The following is a 15,262-nucleotide window of genomic DNA, read 5'->3' as shown; positions in this document are numbered from 1 at the left end:
TGTCACCGGGGCCGGGCCCCGACCACGGACGGCATCCCCGACCCGCCGGCCTCCGAGAGAAGACCGCATGCTCGCCTACACCGTGCGCCGCATCCTCGTCTCCATACCCGTCCTCATCGCCTCGACGTTCATCGTGTTCCTGGTCGTCATCAACTCCGGCGACCCGGTGGCCAACTTCGCCACCTCACGGCAACCCGCCCCCAGCAAGGCGGCGGTGGCCGCCTTCGCCCGGCACATCCACGCCAACCAGCCGGTGATGGAACGCTATTGGAACTGGATCACCGGCGTCCTGCACGGCGACTTCGGCCCGTCCGTGCAGGTCAACCTGGACATCGGGCACGACCTGTTCACCCGCTTCAGGGTGACCATCACCCTGGTCGCCGCCGCGATGGTCCTCGCGCTGATCATGGCCGTCGTCTTCGGCGTGTTCAGCGCCATCCGCCAGTACTCCGCCGCCGACTACACCATCACCTTCTTCGGCTTCCTCTTCCTCGCCATGCCGGTGTTCTGGTTCGCGGTGCTGCTCAAGCAGGCCGGAATCTGGTTCAACGAGAAGACCGGCAGCCAGTTCCTCGGCACCATCGGCGAGAAGTCGCCGTACCTCGAAGTCGACACCACCTGGAACGAGTTCACCGATCACGTGGGCCACCTCATCCTGCCCACCATCACCCTCGCTCTGGTCTCCTTCGCGTCCTGGACCCGCTACACCCGCGCCTCCATGTTGGAGGTCCTCAACAGCGACTACGTACGGCTCGCCCGCGCCAAGGGCCTCAGGCGCGGCAAGGTGATGACCCGGCACGCGCTGCGCACCGCCCTCATCCCGCTGGCCACCGTCACCGCGCTCGACATCGCGATCATCCTGGGCGGCGCGGTGATCACGGAGACGATCTTCCAGTGGCACGGCATGGGCGAGATGCTGGTCCAGGCGGCGACCACGCTCGACGTCTACCGCACCATGGCCTGGCTGTTGCTCTCCGCCGTCGTCGTCATCGGGTTCAACCTCATCGCCGATCTCCTCTACGCCGTACTCGACCCGAGGATCCGCTATGACTGACATCGAGGCACCGGGGTCCGCGGACACTCAACTGCCGCGCGGCGACCACGAGTTCACCGTACGACAGCGCACCCAGACCCAGCTGGTGCTGCGCCGCTTCGTGCGGCACCGGGCCGCGATGGTCAGCCTGGTCGTGTTCGTGCTGATCCTGCTGTGGGCGTTCATCGGCCCGCACCTGTGGCACTACTCGTACGATAAGTACACTGAGGACAACTCCAAACCGCCGTCCTGGAAGCACCCGTTCGGCACCAACTCCTCGGGATACGACGCCTACGCACAGGTCATGCGCGGTACCCAGACCTCACTGAAGATCGCCCTCATGATCGCGCTCGGTTCCACCCTGGTGGGCGCGATCTGGGGCGCCATCGCGGGCTTCTACCGGGGCGTCGTCGACGCGGTCATGATGCGCGTCGTCGATCTGGTGCTGACGCTGCCCCTGTTCGCGATCGCCCTGGTCATCTCCTCCCGCACCGGCGGCTCCTGGTACTGGATCGCGATCGTGATCGCCGGGCTGACCTGGGCGTACGTCGCCCGGGTCGTGCGCTCCTCGGTGCTGTCGCTGCGCGAGAAGGAGTTCATCGAGGCGGCGCGGGCGCTCGGCGCCTCCGACGTGCGGATCATCTTCCGGCATCTGCTGCCCAACGCCCTCGGCCCGATCATCGTCAACGCGACGATCCTGGTGGCGACCGGCATCCTCACCGAGACCGCGCTCTCCTTCCTGGGCTTCGGCGTCCAACCGCCCGACACCTCCCTGGGGTTGCTGGTGTCCCAGGCCCAGACGGCGGTCGACACCCGGCCCTGGCTCTTCTACATCCCCGGCGCGTTCATCATCGCCATCGCGCTGACCATCAACTTCATCGGCGACGGCCTGCGCGACGCCTTCGACCCCCGGCAGCAAAGGGTGCGACAGTGACGACCACGAGTCATGGAGTGCGCGAGGTCCCCGTGACGTCGGCCGTGCTCGAAGTCGAGGACCTCAGTGTGGAGTTCGGCACGGAGGACGGGACGGTACGGGCCGTACGCGGCGTCGGCTACCGGCTCGACCGCGGTGAATCGCTGGGCATCGTAGGCGAGTCGGGGTCCGGGAAGTCGGTGACCGCCCTCGCCGTGATGGGGCTGCTGCCGACCGGGGCCAAGGTGCGCGGCTCGGTCCGCTTCGAGGGCACCGAACTGCTCGGCCTGTCCGACGCGCGCCTGTCCGACCTGCGCGGCAGCGGCATCGCGATGATCTTCCAGGACCCGATGACCTCGCTCAACCCCGTCTACAACGTGGGCTATCAGATCAGCGAGACCCTGCTGCGCCACAACCCCGACATGAAACGGCGGGACGCCCGCAAACGGGCCGTCGACCTGCTCGGCACGGTCGGCATACCCAGCCCCGAGCGGCGCGTCGACAGCTACCCGCACGAGATGTCCGGCGGTATGCGCCAGCGCGTCGTCATCGCGATCGCCATGGCCAACGACCCGGACGTGATCATCGCCGACGAGCCGACCACCGCCCTGGACGTCACCGTGCAGGCACAGATCCTCGAAGCCCTGGAGACCGCCCGCGCCGAGACCGGAGCGGCGCTCGTCCTCATCACTCACGACCTGGGGGTGGTGGCCGGCCACACCGACCGGGTCGCGGTCATGTACGCCGGCCGGATAGTGGAGACGGGCTCCGTCGAGGACATCTTCTACACCCCGCGCATGCCCTACACCCTGGGCCTGCTCGGCTCCCTGCCCCGCCTCGACCGCGAGGAGGCACGGCTCACCCCCATCACCGGCTCACCGCCGAGCCTGCTCAACCTGCCGCCCGGCTGCCCCTTCTCACCCCGCTGCCCGATGCGCCGGGACGTGTGCGACACCGACGAACCCGCACTGCGCAGGGCCGGCGGAGACCTGCACCTCAGCGCCTGCCACTTCGCCGACGAACTCGTCGACACCGGCGCGGACCAGGTCTTCGACGCGGTCGGCGCGGACACCGAGGCCCTGGCCCGCTTCGCCGACGCGGCGCCCGCCACGAACCCCGAGGAGGACCCCGTATGACCGCGCCCGCGCAGGCCGCCACCCCCCTGCCGCCGCTGCCCGGCCACGGCGGCACCGGTGAACCGGTCCTCCAGGTACGGGACTTGGTCAAGCACTTCCCGGTCATGTCCAAGGGCGTCGTCCGGCGACGCGTCGGCGATGTGCACGCCGTCTGCGGAGTCTCCTTCGACCTCTACGAGAACGAAACCCTGGGCCTGGTGGGGGAGTCTGGCTCCGGCAAGACCACGATCTCGCGCACCGTCCTCGGACTGGAACGGGCGACCGCGGGCCAGGTCCGCTACCAGGGGCATGAGCTCACCGAACTGAGCAGACGTCAGATGCGGCCCCTGCGAGGGGAGTTGCAGATCGTCTTCCAGGACCCGTACGCTTCGCTCGACCCGCGGATGACCGTCCACGAGATCGTCGCCGAACCGCTGCGCATCCACGGCCGGTACGGATCCGCGGCGAGGGGGGAGGTGAGCGAACTCCTGCGGCTGGTCGGACTCAACCCCGAGCACGGCAACCGCTTCGCCCACGAGTTCTCCGGCGGACAGCGCCAACGTATCGGGATCGCGAGGGCGTTGGCACTGCGCCCGAAGGTCGTCATCCTCGACGAACCGGTGTCGGCCCTGGACGTGTCGATCCAGGCGGGCGTCCTCAACCTGCTGATGGACCTGCAGAGCGAACTCGGCCTGTCCTTCCTGTTCGTCGCCCACGACCTGTCGGTGATGCGGCATGTCGCCGGCCGGGTGGCCGTCATGTACCTGGGCCGCCTGGTGGAGATCGCCCCCGCGCGACAGCTGTTCGCCCGCCCGGCACATCCGTACACCCAGGCCCTGGTCTCGGCCATCCCGCTGCCCGACCCGCGCAAGGAACGAGCCCGGAAACGGATCACCATCCAGGGCGACGTCCCCAGCCCGGTGCGCCCGCCCAGTGGGTGCCGGTTCCGCACGCGCTGCCCCAAGTTCGCCAACCAGCTGACCCACAGCGAACGCACGTCGTGCGTGGAGGAGGTGCCGGCGCTCGTGGACCGGGGCGGGGGGAACCCGGTCGCCTGCCACTATGCGGAGAGCGTCGAGCTGCTGTAGTCGAGGCCGAGTTCCTCGGCGGACGGGTACGGAGTCAGCCTGCTCTCCCGCTCCACGCGGAGGTTGAAGTCCCCGACGGTGGTGCCGAGTTGTGCGTACCGGGAGATCAGCTCGGCGACGGCCGACGGGATGCCCTCGGGCCGCCTGCCGCCGTCGGCGCACGCACGGATGAAGTCCTCGCGCTCGACCCTGCCGTAGCCGTACTGGTCCACAACGAGCCAGTGCACCAGGTAGGAGAAGGCGTAGGCGCGGTCGTAGTGAAGGTGGTGGTTGTAGAAGTCGCGTTCGTCCGCCGTGAGTCGGAAGCGCGGGGAGAGTGCGAGGCCGTAGTCGGCGAGGTAGAGCTGCTGCCCGTCGGTGAGGATGTTCCTGAAGTGGACGTCGAAGTGCAGGAGTTGCTGCTCGCGGAGGAAGCCGGTGACGGCTTCGAGACCCTGCTCCACGAGTGCGCAGGCGGCGTCGGCGTCGCCCGTGCGCAGTCGGCCGGGGAGCCAGTCGTGGAGGGTGTGCGGCAGGTGTTCCATGAACAGCGTCAGGCTCGCGGACGCCGTGCGCAGGGCCTCGATGTGCTCGCGTCCGGTGCCCCAGTAGGCCACGGTCCGCTCCACGTCGGCGAGTTCGTCGGGAAGCCACTGCTCCGGGTCGGGCAGCACCCGCCAGTGGTGCAGCAGCGGGAAGCCCGGGAACCGGTCGGACAGCACCCAGTTGGTCGTCATCTCGTGGACGGCCAGCTCGCGCCAGACGCCGAAGCCGGGGCTGGGGAGCGCGCCGATGCCGTAGTGGCAGAAGGAGGGCGCCCCGAACACATTGGCCGTGGACCGCACGTTCTCCGGCCGCCGCTCCACATCCGTCAGCGGCATCCGCTTCACGAACACCCTTCTGCCGTCCACCTCGATCAGCGCCGAGCGCCCGCCGATACCGGACCCCAACGGCGTGCCCGCCTCGACCAGTTCGGCGAGTTCGTGGTCGGAGAGGAGGGCGAGGGACGTGGCGGTGTCGCTGTGGGCGATGAGGCGCTCGGTGCGGGACATGGGTTCATCCTCGGCGCGGGGCGGTGTGCTTGTCCGTCGATCTCCGAAGTGCCGCCCCGGCTCCACCGATCACCGGATCACCGTGACCGAAACAGGCCACATCCGGATCGAGAGCCGCCGGCCGGTGGAAGGAGGCGATGGCCTGCGCCCTGTCGACGTTGAACACGCCGAGCGTCACCTCGCCGTCGATCGGTGACGAGGCGACGGCGTCTCCGGTGAACAGCACGCCGTGCTCCGGCAGATGGAGCGCGATGCTGCCGTCCGTATGGCCTGGAGAGTGGACGACATGAGCGCCACCTCCGAAGTCCAGGATGTTCCCGTCGTCCAATTCCGTTACGAGGCCCGGGTGTTGGACGTCCCCCGGTGGCAGACGCCCGACCGCCTCCGCGTGGATCGGCCGCTCCCAGTCCTCGAACACCGGTGGCGGGCCCGGTACTTCACCCCGTACGACCGGAGCGGCCAGTCGATGCGTCAGCACCTCCGCTCCACCCAGCGTGGCGAACTCGGCCGCCCCGCCCATGTGATCCTCGTGGAATTGAGTGAGCACGATCCGCCCCGCGGCCCCCGGATCCCGCCCCAGTGAGGTGATCCCCGCCGCGATGGATGCCCCCGAGCCCACCGGACCCGCGTCGATCAGCGTCAACTCCCGGTCGTCGTACCAGGGACAGGCCTGACCGACCGGGAAGCGCAGGAGATGGAGGCGGGGAAGGATCTCGACGACGTCCATGAAAGGACCGTGGAGAAGGCCGCCGCCCGACGGCGAGAGCCCTCTGCTGTGGGCAGAGCGGCTCAGCCGGCCGCGTAGTTCTGCAGGAACAACGCCTCCGTCACCGACAGGCGCTCCAACTCCTCCGGTGACACGCTCTCGTTGACCGCGTGGATCTGGGCCTCCGGCTCGCTGAGGCCGATGAGGAGGATCTCGGCCTGCGGGTACAGGGCGGCGAGGGTGTTGCACAGGGGGATGGAACCGCCCTGGCCGGCGTACTGCATCTCCTGGCCGGGGTAGGCGACCGCCATCGCGTCGGCCATCGCCGTGTACGCCGGGCTGGTGGTGTCGGCGCTGAAGGGCTGGCCCTGGCCGATCTGTTCGGTGCGGACGCGGGCGCCCCACGGGGTGTGGGCCTCCAGGTGGGCCTGGAGCAGCTTGGTGGCCTCGCCCGCGTCGACGCCCGGCGGGACGCGCAGGCTGACCAGTGCGCGGGCGCCGGCCTGCACGGACGGGGTGGCGCCGACGACCGGGGGGCAGTCGATGCCGAGGACCGTGACGGCCGGGCGTGCCCAGATGCGGTCGGCGACCGTGTCGGAACCGATCAGCTCGACGCCGTCCAGCACCTTGGCGTCCTGGCGGAACTGCTCCTCGTCGTACGACAGTCCGTCCCAGGTCGCGTGGGCGGCGAGTCCGTCGACGGTCGTCGAGCCGTCCTTGGCGCGCAGCGAGTCCAGGACGCGGATCAGCGCGGCGAGTGCGTCGGGCGCGGCGCCGCCGAACTGGCCCGAGTGCAGGTTGCCTTCGAGGGTGTCGATCTGGATCCGCACCAGGGTCATGCCGCGCAGGGTCGAGGTGACCGTGGGCAGGCCGACGCGGAAGTTTCCTGTGTCGCCGATCACGATCGTGTCGGCGGCGAGGAGTTCGGGGTGCTCCTCGGCGTACCGCTCAAGGCCGCCGGTGCCCTGCTCCTCCGAGCCCTCGGCGATCACCTTGACGTGCACCGGGATGCCGCCGTTGGCCTTGAGGGCGCGCAGCGCGAGCAGGTGCATGATCACGCCGCCCTTGCAGTCGGCGGCGCCGCGCCCGTACCACCGGCCGTCGCGCTCGGTCAGCTCGAAGGGAGGGGTCGTCCAGGCGGCCTCGTCGAGCGGCGGCTGCACGTCGTAGTGGGCGTACAGGAGCACGGTCTTCGCGCCCTCGGGGCCCGGCAGGTAGCCGTAGACCGACTGCGTGCCGTCCGGGGTGTCGAGCAGGGCCACGTCCTGGAAACCCTCGGTGCGCAGCGCGTCGGCGACCCAGTTCGCGGCGCCCTCGCTCTCGCTCTTCGGGAACTGGTCGAAGTCCGCCACCGACTTGAAGGCCACCAGCTCGCCGAGCTCAGTTCTTGCCCTGGGCATCAGCGAGGCGACGGTCTCGGCGACCGGATTCGACGACATGGGCACGCTCCTTGTGGGTGCGACGTTGTACGAATGATGCCGTCGATCCTCCCACAACGGCCTGTGGCGATGTCCGCCGTAGGATGCGGGGGACAGGTGCGGCAGCGGCTTGATCGGGAGCAGTAGACCATCGTGAGCAGCGAGAACTCTTCGGCGGACGACGTGCAGCGGGTGTGGGACGTCGTCGTGGTGGGCGCGGGACCCGCGGGGGCCTCGGCCGCCTATGCGGCGGCCGTCGCGGGACGGCGCGTGCTGTTGCTGGAGAAAGCCGAGTTGCCGCGCTACAAGACGTGCGGCGGCGGCATCATCGGACCCTCGCGGGACTCTCTGCCACCCGGCTTCGACCTGCCCCTGAAGGACCGGGTGCACGCCATAACGTTCTCGAACAACGGGCGTTTCACGCGCACCCGCCGGTCCCGGCAGATGCTGTTCGGGCTGATCAACCGGCCCGAGTTCGACCACCAGCTCGTCGAGCACGCGCAGAAGGCGGGCGCCGAGCTGCGCACCGGCGTCACAGTGACACGAGTCGAGCAGCACGGCGCCGCGGTGCCGGACCGCCGTACGGTCGCCGTGGTGCTGGGCGGCGGCGAGACGGTCCTCGCGCGGGCCGTCGTCGGCGCCGACGGCAGTGCCAGCCGTATAGGGGCGCATGTCGGGGTCAAGACCGACCAGGTGGACCTGGGCCTGGAGGCGGAGATCCCGGTGCCGGACACCGTCGCCGAGGACTGGAAGGGGCGGGTGCTCATCGACTGGGGCCCGATGCCCGGGAGTTACGGCTGGGTCTTCCCCAAGGGCGACACGCTCACGGTCGGCGTGATCTCCGCGCGCGGTGAAGGCGCCGCCACCAAGCGGTACTTGGAGGACTTCATCGCCCGGCTCGGCCTCGCCGGCTTCGAACCCAGCATCTCCTCGGGGCACTTGACCCGATGCCGGGCGGACGACTCGCCGCTCTCGCGCGGGCGGGTGCTGGTGTGCGGGGACGCGGCGGGGCTGCTGGAGCCGTGGACCCGGGAGGGCATCTCGTTCGCGCTGCGCTCGGGACGGCTCGCGGGGGAGTGGGCGGTGCGGATCGCCGAGGCACACGACGCGGTGGACACCCGCCGGCAGGCGCTGAACTACGCGTTCGCGATCAAGGCGGGGCTCGGCGTGGAGATGAGCGTCGGCAAGACCATGCTGGCGGTCTTCGAGCGGCGCCCCGGACTGTTCCACGCCGCCCTCACCGGCTTCCGGCCGGCCTGGAAGGCCTTCATGGACATCACCCGGGGCTCGACCACACTGGGTGAGCTGGTGCGCAGCCATCCCGTGGCGCAGCGCGCGCTGACCGCGTTCGACCGCAGGACCGCGGAACCCGTTGAGGCGGTGGAGTCGCCGGAGGGCGGGGTCAGCTCCTGACCGTGACGTGGAAGACGGGGTGGTCGTCCGCGATCCGCCGCAGTTCGTCGTCGGAGGAGTCGGGGCCGACTCCTCCGAAGAACACGCCGACCTCGGCCTTCCAGCGCTTGAGGTAGGCGCGCAGCAGCGGCACCTTCTCGTCGCCGGTGACCTCGGTCGCGGTGAACACGTCCACCTTCTTGCCGAGCCGCAGCTCGCCGCCGCCCGCCGCGCGCATGTTGTGCGTCCACTGGACGTGCCCGCGCGGGGCGACGAGGTACTGCTGTCCGTCCACCGTCAGCAGGTTCACCGGGGTGGTCCGCCACTCGCCGCTCTTACGGCCGCGGACCGCCAGCACCCGTGAACCCCAGACGCTGAGACCGCGGCGGGTGAACCAGGCGACGGCGCGGTTGAAGACGTTGACCGTGAACCAGCCGGGCTTCTGGACGTGCGTGCTCATGACGACTCCTGGGTTTTGGAGAGCGCGGCTCCCTTTTGTGAGCGCTGCTCTCGCTCTCGGGATCAGTCTGCATCGGGTTGGCGGTCCAATGCAAGAGCGGTGCTCTCTTTTTTATGCACTGCTCTCGTTTGTGTGCGCTGCTCTGAATCCATGCCACACTGGCTCGTATGAGCACCACACAAGGCGCCCGCGCCCGAGCCAGGATCGAGGTCACCGCGGCCATCAAGGACGAGGCACGCAGACAGCTCGCCGCCGAGGGCGCCGCGAAACTCTCGCTGCGCGCCGTGGCCCGTGAGCTGGGCATGGTCTCCTCCGCCCTGTACCGGTACTTCCCCAGCCGCGACGACCTGCTGACCGCTCTCATCATCGACGCATACGACTCCGTCGGGGAGACCGCGGAAACGGCGCACGCCGAGGTCGTGGACGCGGGCCCGCTGCGGCGCTGGATCTCCGTGTGCGAGGCGGTGCGCACCTGGGCACTGGCGCACCCGCACGAGTACGCCCTGATCTACGGTTCACCGGTCCCCGGGTATGTCGCCCCCGAGACCACCGTGCCGGCTGCCGCCCGTGTCGCCCTCCTGCTCATCGGTATCGCGCGCGACGCCCACCAGGCCGGCACCCTGACCGAGCCTCCGTTGCCGACCGACCTCCACCCCGAGGCAGCGCGTATGGTCGCGGACTTCGCGGGAGACCTTCCGCCTGCGGTGGCCGTCGCCCTGGTCGCCGCGTGGGCCGAGTTGTACGGGCTGGTCAGCTTCGAGCTTTTCGGTCAGTTCCGCCGGGTGGTGGAGGACCGCGAGCTCTTCTTCCGTCATGCGGTACGACGGCTTGCGCTTGGGGTGGGGCTCGCTGACGGGTGAGTGCTCTGCCGGGTGCGTGGTTCTTCGTCTGCGGGCCCGGTGGGGACTGGTCGCGCAGTTCCCCGTGCCCCTTGCGGGGCGCTGTAGTGGGCCGGAGTTCATGGGGCGCGGTTGGGACGTACTCCCCGGGAAGTACTCGTGATCACCCCGCCGGGGTGACGCCCCCGACGCCGCCCGGCGTCTAGCGTGACGTGCATGGACGAGCAGCGGGTAAGCGGCGGGGGACCGCCCCAGTGGTGGCGCCACGGACCGCCGTGGGGCGGGGCGGCGGCCCCGACGCGGTGGCCGTGGCGCTCCACGCTGCTGGTCACCGTGCTCGTGCTGGGCGGCAGCAACTTCGCCTCGCACAGCCAGCCCGACCGCGTCCAACTCGACCTCTGTGCGCGCGGCCTGCTCATCGCCGGATCGGCGCTGCTCCTGTGGCGCCACCGTTACCCCGTAGGGGTGGCCTTCGGGACCGTGCTCGCCGCCGTGCTCTACTTCGGCGCCGGATATCCGTACGGTCCCGTCTTCCTGCCCGTCGCGCTCGGCTGCTTCAGCGCGGTCGTGGCCGGGCGCCGGTGGGCGGCCTGGACCGCGCTCGGCGCGCTCTGGGCGTCGCACCTCCTGATCGCGCACTGGCTCTGCAGATGGCTGCCCCCGCAGCACGACCACGCGGTGCCCTGGGGCCGTGAACTGGCCGTCGCCACCTGGCTGGTGGCCGTCGCCGCGATCTCCGAACTGGCCCGCACCCGCCGCGACCAGTGGGTCCGCGACCGCGCCGAGCGTGCCCAGGCGGCCCGCCGCCGCGCCGACGAGGAACGGCTGCGGATGGCCCGCGAACTGCACGACGTCCTCGCGCACAGCATCTCCGTCATCAACGTCCAGGCGGGCGTCGGCCTCGCGCTCCTCGACTCCGACCCCGAGCAGGCCCGTACCGCGCTCACCACCATCAAGGCCGCCAGCAAGGAGGCGCTCGGCGAGGTCCGCCAGGTCCTCGACACCCTGCGCACCCCGGGCGACGCGCCGCGCGCCCCGGCCCCCGGTCTCGACCGCCTGCCCGAACTGGTGCAGCAGGCGGCGAGCGCGGGCCTCACGGTCGAGGTCGAGGGAACCCCGCCCCGCCTCCCGCCCGGCACCGACCTCGCCGCCTTCCGCGTCGTCCAGGAGGCCCTCACCAACGTCGTGCGGCACTCGGGTTCGCGGCACGCGCGCGTGCACGTCGAGCACGATCCCCGGGAGCTGCGGCTGTGCGTCGACGACGACGGGCCCGCGACCGGCGCGGAGGCCGGGGGCAGCGGCAACGGGCTGGCCGGGATGCGGGAGCGGGCCGCGGCGCTCGGTGGCACCATCGAGGCGGGCCCGCGCCCGGACGGCGGCTTCCGGGTGCTCGCCGCACTGCCGTTGAAGGCCACACCGAAGGAGGACGACCGGTGATCCGGGTACTGATCGCCGACGACCAGTCGCTGGTCCGCGCCGGGTTCAAGGCGCTGCTGGACGCGCAGCCGGACATCGAGGTCGCGGGCGAGGCCTCCGACGGCGAGGAGGCCGTGCGCAAGGTGGGCGAACTGCGCCCCGACATCGTCCTGATGGACATCCGCATGCCGCTGCTCGACGGCCTCGCGGCGACCCGACGCATCACCGGGAACGGCGATCTGGAAGACGTGAAGGTCGTCATGCTGACCACCTTCGAACTCGACGAGTACGTCTTCGAGGCGATCCGCTCCGGTGCCTCCGGCTTCCTGGTCAAGGACACCGAACCGGAGGAACTCCTGCGCGCGGTAAGGGCGGTGGTCGAAGGCGACGCGCTGCTCTCGCCCGGGGTGACCCGCCGTCTCATCGCCGAGTTCGCGGCCCGCTCCAAGGAACCGGCGACGGCCGACGCCCTCACCCAACTCACCGAACGGGAACGGGAGGTGATGGCTCTGGTCGGTATCGGCCTCTCGAACGAGGAGATCGCCCGCCGTCTGGTCGTCAGCCCGCTCACCGCGAAGACCCATGTCAGCCGCACGATGGTGAAGCTGGGCGCCCGGGACCGGGCCCAACTGGTCGTGCTGGCCTACGAGTCGGGGTTGGTCCGCCCCGGCTGGCTGGGCTGACCCGCGCCCTGCCGGTACCGGTACAGCACGGTCGCCACGCGCAGGAAGAACACGACGGGCAGGAGCACGAGCCCCGCTCGCGTCAGTACCGTCTCGACCGTGCCCGGCAGTTCGAACAGCCATGCCGGACCGGCGACCGCCCCGAAGACGACGGCAGCCGCGAACACCGCGCTGACCAGCGCGTACCCGATCTCGACGGTCGTCGCGTCCCGCTCGGCCTGTGTGCGCCGTCCCCCAGTCATGCTCATCCCGCGAGTCTCACACGTGTGCGCCCGGCGGAGCAATCGGTCCCGCCGGGCGCACACTCGGGGAGGCGTCCCGCTAGTCGCGGACCGCCACGCGCTCCGCTTCCGCCTCCTTCACAGTGGACTTGGCGACCACGAGGGTCTGCTGGTCGCGACGGCGGCGCAGCCCCGGCAGGGTGATCAGCAGACCGGCGAGCGCGATGAACGTCACCACGACGAGCCCGGGCCGGTAACTGTCCAGTACCGCCTGCGGGGTGGCGTGTGCGGGGGCGTGGGCGGTCACCACGGCCGTCACGACGGCCAGGAAGATCGCACCGCCGACCTGCACCGAGGTGTTCAACAGCCCCGAGACCATGCCCTGTTCGTGGTCCTCGACCCCGTTGGTGGCCTGGATGTTCAGCGAGGGGAAGACCAGCGCGCAGGCCGCGCCGATCAGCAGCATCGACGGCAGGATCACCGCCGCGTACACGGGATCGAGGCTGACCCGCAGGAACAGCGCGTATCCGACGACCATCAGCGCGAAGCCCGTCGCGATCAGCCGCTGGGTGCCGAACCGGTCGACGATCGAGCCCATCTTCGTGGAGGACACCGCCACCAGCGCACCGGCCGGCAGGAAGGCGAGCGCGGTGTGCAGCGCGGACCAGCCGAGCAGCGACTGCATGTACAGCGTGACGAGGAACTGGAATCCGACGTACGACCCGAAGAACGCCATCGCGCCGAGCTGGGCGCGGATCTGGTTGCCGGAGCGCAGCGCCCCGAGCCGGATCAACGGCCCGGCGGAGCGTTGCTCGACGTACACGAAGACGGTCAGCAGGACGGCAACGGCCAGGAAGGACAGGAGAGTTCGGGCCGAGGCCCATCCGGCCTCGGGAGCCTGTACGACGGTGAAGACCAGCAGCAGCATCGACGCGGTGCCGAGGACGGCGCCGGGGATGTCGTAGCCGTTGTGGTCCTTCTCGCGTTCGCTGCGAGGCAGCAGCTTCAGGCCGGCGAGCAGGGCGAGCAGCGCGATGGGCGCGGGAAGCAGCATGGTGAGCCGCCAACTGGCCTCCGTGAGCAGGCCGGAGAGCACCAGGCCCATCGAGAAGCCCGTGGCCGCGCAGGTGGTGTAGATGGACAGGGCGCGGTTGCGCAGCGGGCCCTCGGCAAAGGTCGTCGTGATGATCGACAGGCCGGCCGGTGCGGTGAAGGCCGCGCTGAGGCCCTTGATGAAGCGGCTGGCGATCAGCAGCGGACCCGAGTCGACGAGCCCGCCGAGCAGCGAGGCCACCGCGAAGACTCCCAGGGCGACGAGGAAGACCTGGCGTCGGCCCAGCAGGTCGGCGGTCCGGCCGCCGAGGAGGAGCAGTCCGCCGTATCCCAGGATGTAGCCGCTGACGATCCATTGGAGCGTCGAGGTGGAGAGGTCGAGTTCGGAGCCGATGGAGGGCAGGGCGACGCCGACCATCGACACGTCCAGCGCGTCCAGGAACATCGCGGCGCAGAGCACGAGCAGGGTGCCCCACAGCCGTGGGGTCCAGCGAACCGCCGACGACGGGGCCGCGGGAGGGGAGAGCGGAGAGGTCATGCCGCAGAGACTACATGCGTATGCATCGAATGCAAGCGCATTTAATTACGGTGCAATAAATCTGCTTCTCTGCTACGGTGCGCTGTCATGGCGGCGAAGAAGGCCGAGCAGGCGCTCGTGGACCAGTGGCGGGAGATGCTGGCGCTGCACGCCCGCACGCAGTGCGAACTCGACCGCACCCTGCACCAACACGGCCTGTGCGGCAGTGACTTCGAGGTGCTGGACGTGCTGGCCGGCGACGCGTGCGCCTATCGCGTCCAGGAGATCTCCGAACGCGTCCACCTCAGCCAGAGCGCCCTGTCCCGGCTGATCGCCCGGCTGGAGAAGGATGGTCTCGTCGAGCGCGGCATGTGCGCGGAGGACCGCCGGGGCGTGCGTGTGACCCTCACGGACAAGGGGCGTGACCTGCACCGCGAGGTACTCCCGCTGCAGCGCGCGGTGTTGACGAGGATGCTGTCTGACTGACGGACCGTCAACTCCAGGTGATCGCCGACTTCTTCCGCCACGGCGCGGTGAGCGACGCGTCCCCGGTCCCGCCCGGGAACGGCGCCCGGTTCGACAACGCAAGGCACAACTGCCCGGCGGGACCGGCCAGTTCGCAGTCGGCGTCCCCGGTGCCGCCCCGCTCGGCGGTGGGCGGCCCCTGGGACAGTCGTATGGTCCACACCGTGTCGTCCATGTCCGTGGCGCGCACCCGCAGCACCCGGGGCTCCGCGCTGCGCACCCGGCTGCGGCTGCGGGAGTGGAAGCCGCGCAGCAACTCGTCGATCCCGTCGGCCGCGAAGGCCGGGGCGATGGCGGCGGGTGCGGGTGTACCGCCGCGCGCCTACACCGCGTCCAGCCGGTGCGCGGTCCTCTCGTGCGTCTGGCCCGGCGGAGCCGGCAGGAAGAACCAGCACGCGGGGCGGCGGCGAGGGTGTCCACGAGACGGCGGTGCCCCTGCCGGAACCAGGCCGCCGACTCCGCGCCGTCCAGATCCGGCAGACCGGTGTCGGGGTGGTGCGCGGTGTGCCCCTCGGCGACGAACGCGGTCGCCCGGCGATGCACCGTCCCCGTGTGCCGCTCCCGCACCCGCCACTCCGGACAGGTCGGCACCTCGGCGTCGGCGCCCGCCTCCTCGGCGGCCGGGGCCGGCAAGCCGCCCTCCCGGTCCGGGGTCCCCGCGAACGCATCGATGTCGATGCGGCCGGTGTGCTGTATGAAGCGCGGTCGAGGGCAAGGGCGGCCCGGCGGGCCGTGGGTCAGCCGGAGGCCAGCGCCTTGCGCAGCACGTCGACGGCCAGCCTGATGGCGGCTTCGGCGGCGTGGGTCTCGCGCAGGGCGTTGAGCATCACGAAGTCGTGGATGATGCCCTGG

15 protein-coding genes and 2 pseudogenes are annotated in these 15,262 nt (G+C 70.5%); 9 read left to right on the top strand and 8 right to left on the bottom strand.

The annotated features are described in order from the left end of the window. Nucleotides 1-67 precede the first annotated feature (67 nt). The 4 genes from AB0I51_RS19225 to AB0I51_RS19210 are packed head-to-tail and all read left to right on the top strand — an operon-like array spanning nt 68 to nt 4,149. Nucleotides 68-1,054 carry an ABC transporter permease gene (locus AB0I51_RS19225; RefSeq protein WP_362976567.1) on the top strand — a complete coding sequence of 329 codons (987 nt, stop codon included), beginning with the start codon at nt 68-70 and terminating at the stop codon, nt 1,052-1,054. Further along, nucleotides 1,047-1,967: an ABC transporter permease gene (locus tag AB0I51_RS19220; RefSeq protein ID WP_362976565.1), complete on the top strand. Its 921-nt coding sequence runs from the start codon at nt 1,047-1,049 to the stop codon at nt 1,965-1,967. Before AB0I51_RS19225 ends, AB0I51_RS19220 begins: the two co-directional genes overlap by 8 nt. Next, the gene (locus AB0I51_RS19215) at nt 1,964-3,082 is read left to right on the top strand and encodes an ABC transporter ATP-binding protein (protein ID WP_362976563.1); all 1,119 of its coding nucleotides are present in this window, start codon (nt 1,964-1,966) and stop codon (nt 3,080-3,082) included. The genes AB0I51_RS19220 and AB0I51_RS19215 overlap by 4 nt, the downstream gene beginning before the upstream one ends. Then, nucleotides 3,079-4,149, top strand: coding sequence for an oligopeptide/dipeptide ABC transporter ATP-binding protein (locus AB0I51_RS19210; protein ID WP_362976561.1), 1,071 nt, complete (start codon nt 3,079-3,081; stop codon nt 4,147-4,149). The genes AB0I51_RS19215 and AB0I51_RS19210 overlap by 4 nt, the downstream gene beginning before the upstream one ends. Here the strand turns inward: AB0I51_RS19210 and AB0I51_RS19205 are convergent. The 3 genes from AB0I51_RS19205 to AB0I51_RS19195 all read right to left on the bottom strand — a co-directional run bounded on the left by AB0I51_RS19205 (nt 4,122) and on the right by AB0I51_RS19195 (nt 7,325). Further along, on the bottom strand, nt 4,122-5,180 hold the full coding sequence (locus tag AB0I51_RS19205; protein ID WP_362976559.1) for a protein kinase family protein: 1,059 nt from the start codon (nt 5,178-5,180) through the stop codon (nt 4,122-4,124). The genes AB0I51_RS19210 and AB0I51_RS19205 overlap by 28 nt on opposite strands. A 4-nt stretch (nt 5,181-5,184) precedes the next feature. Beyond that, entirely contained in the window at nt 5,185-5,907 is a 723-nt protein-coding gene (locus tag AB0I51_RS19200; protein WP_362976557.1) for an MBL fold metallo-hydrolase, read from the bottom strand. A gap of 62 nt (nt 5,908-5,969) precedes the next feature. After that, nucleotides 5,970-7,325, bottom strand: a complete 1,356-nt coding sequence (locus AB0I51_RS19195; RefSeq protein ID WP_362976555.1) for a dipeptidase — start codon at nt 7,323-7,325, stop codon at nt 5,970-5,972. A gap of 132 nt (nt 7,326-7,457) precedes the next feature. Between AB0I51_RS19195 and AB0I51_RS19190 the strand changes: the two genes are divergently transcribed. After that, entirely contained in the window at nt 7,458-8,717 is a 1,260-nt protein-coding gene (locus tag AB0I51_RS19190) for a geranylgeranyl reductase family protein (protein WP_362976553.1), read from the top strand. On the opposite strand, the gene AB0I51_RS19185 is transcribed toward AB0I51_RS19190, so the two are convergent. After that, a complete protein-coding gene (locus AB0I51_RS19185) occupies nt 8,707-9,156 on the bottom strand; it encodes a nitroreductase family deazaflavin-dependent oxidoreductase (protein ID WP_362976551.1) in 450 nt (149 codons plus the stop codon). The genes AB0I51_RS19190 and AB0I51_RS19185 overlap by 11 nt on opposite strands. A 167-nt stretch (nt 9,157-9,323) precedes the next feature. Between AB0I51_RS19185 and AB0I51_RS19180 the strand changes: the two genes are divergently transcribed. The 3 genes from AB0I51_RS19180 to AB0I51_RS19170 all read left to right on the top strand — a co-directional run bounded on the left by AB0I51_RS19180 (nt 9,324) and on the right by AB0I51_RS19170 (nt 12,094). Continuing rightward, on the top strand, nt 9,324-10,016 hold the full coding sequence (locus AB0I51_RS19180; protein ID WP_362976549.1) for a TetR/AcrR family transcriptional regulator: 693 nt from the start codon (nt 9,324-9,326) through the stop codon (nt 10,014-10,016). A gap of 195 nt (nt 10,017-10,211) precedes the next feature. Next, nucleotides 10,212-11,432, top strand: coding sequence for a sensor histidine kinase (locus AB0I51_RS19175; RefSeq protein ID WP_362976547.1), 1,221 nt, complete (start codon nt 10,212-10,214; stop codon nt 11,430-11,432). Next, nucleotides 11,429-12,094 (top strand): response regulator transcription factor, encoded by a 666-nt coding sequence (locus AB0I51_RS19170; RefSeq protein ID WP_362976545.1) that lies wholly within the window; start codon nt 11,429-11,431, stop codon nt 12,092-12,094. Before AB0I51_RS19175 ends, AB0I51_RS19170 begins: the two co-directional genes overlap by 4 nt. On the opposite strand, the gene AB0I51_RS19165 is transcribed toward AB0I51_RS19170, so the two are convergent. Further along, on the bottom strand, nt 12,055-12,342 hold the full coding sequence (locus AB0I51_RS19165; RefSeq protein ID WP_362976543.1) for a DUF6332 family protein: 288 nt from the start codon (nt 12,340-12,342) through the stop codon (nt 12,055-12,057). The two genes, AB0I51_RS19170 and AB0I51_RS19165, sit on opposite strands and share 40 nt — an antisense overlap. A gap of 73 nt (nt 12,343-12,415) precedes the next feature. Continuing rightward, entirely contained in the window at nt 12,416-13,906 is a 1,491-nt protein-coding gene (locus tag AB0I51_RS19160) for an MFS transporter (RefSeq protein WP_362976541.1), read from the bottom strand. A gap of 87 nt (nt 13,907-13,993) precedes the next feature. Here AB0I51_RS19160 and AB0I51_RS19155 point away from each other — a divergent pair, with 87 nt between their 5' ends. Continuing rightward, a complete protein-coding gene (locus AB0I51_RS19155; RefSeq protein WP_362976539.1) occupies nt 13,994-14,371 on the top strand; it encodes a MarR family transcriptional regulator in 378 nt (125 codons plus the stop codon). 7 nt (nt 14,372-14,378) lie between these two features. Here the strand turns inward: AB0I51_RS19155 and AB0I51_RS19150 are convergent. Continuing rightward, nucleotides 14,379-15,088 (bottom strand): annotated as a pseudogene (locus tag AB0I51_RS19150) (hypothetical protein). A 59-nt stretch (nt 15,089-15,147) separates the two neighbouring features. Further along, nucleotides 15,148-15,262, bottom strand: a pseudogene (locus AB0I51_RS19145) (esterase); the annotation flags it as partial.

The sequence above is a fragment of the Streptomyces sp. NPDC050549 genome, from assembly GCF_040655035.1.
In the GTDB taxonomy this organism is placed as follows: Bacteria; Actinomycetota; Actinomycetes; order Streptomycetales; family Streptomycetaceae; genus Streptomyces.
This window is presented reverse-complemented; position numbering and strand designations above follow the sequence as displayed.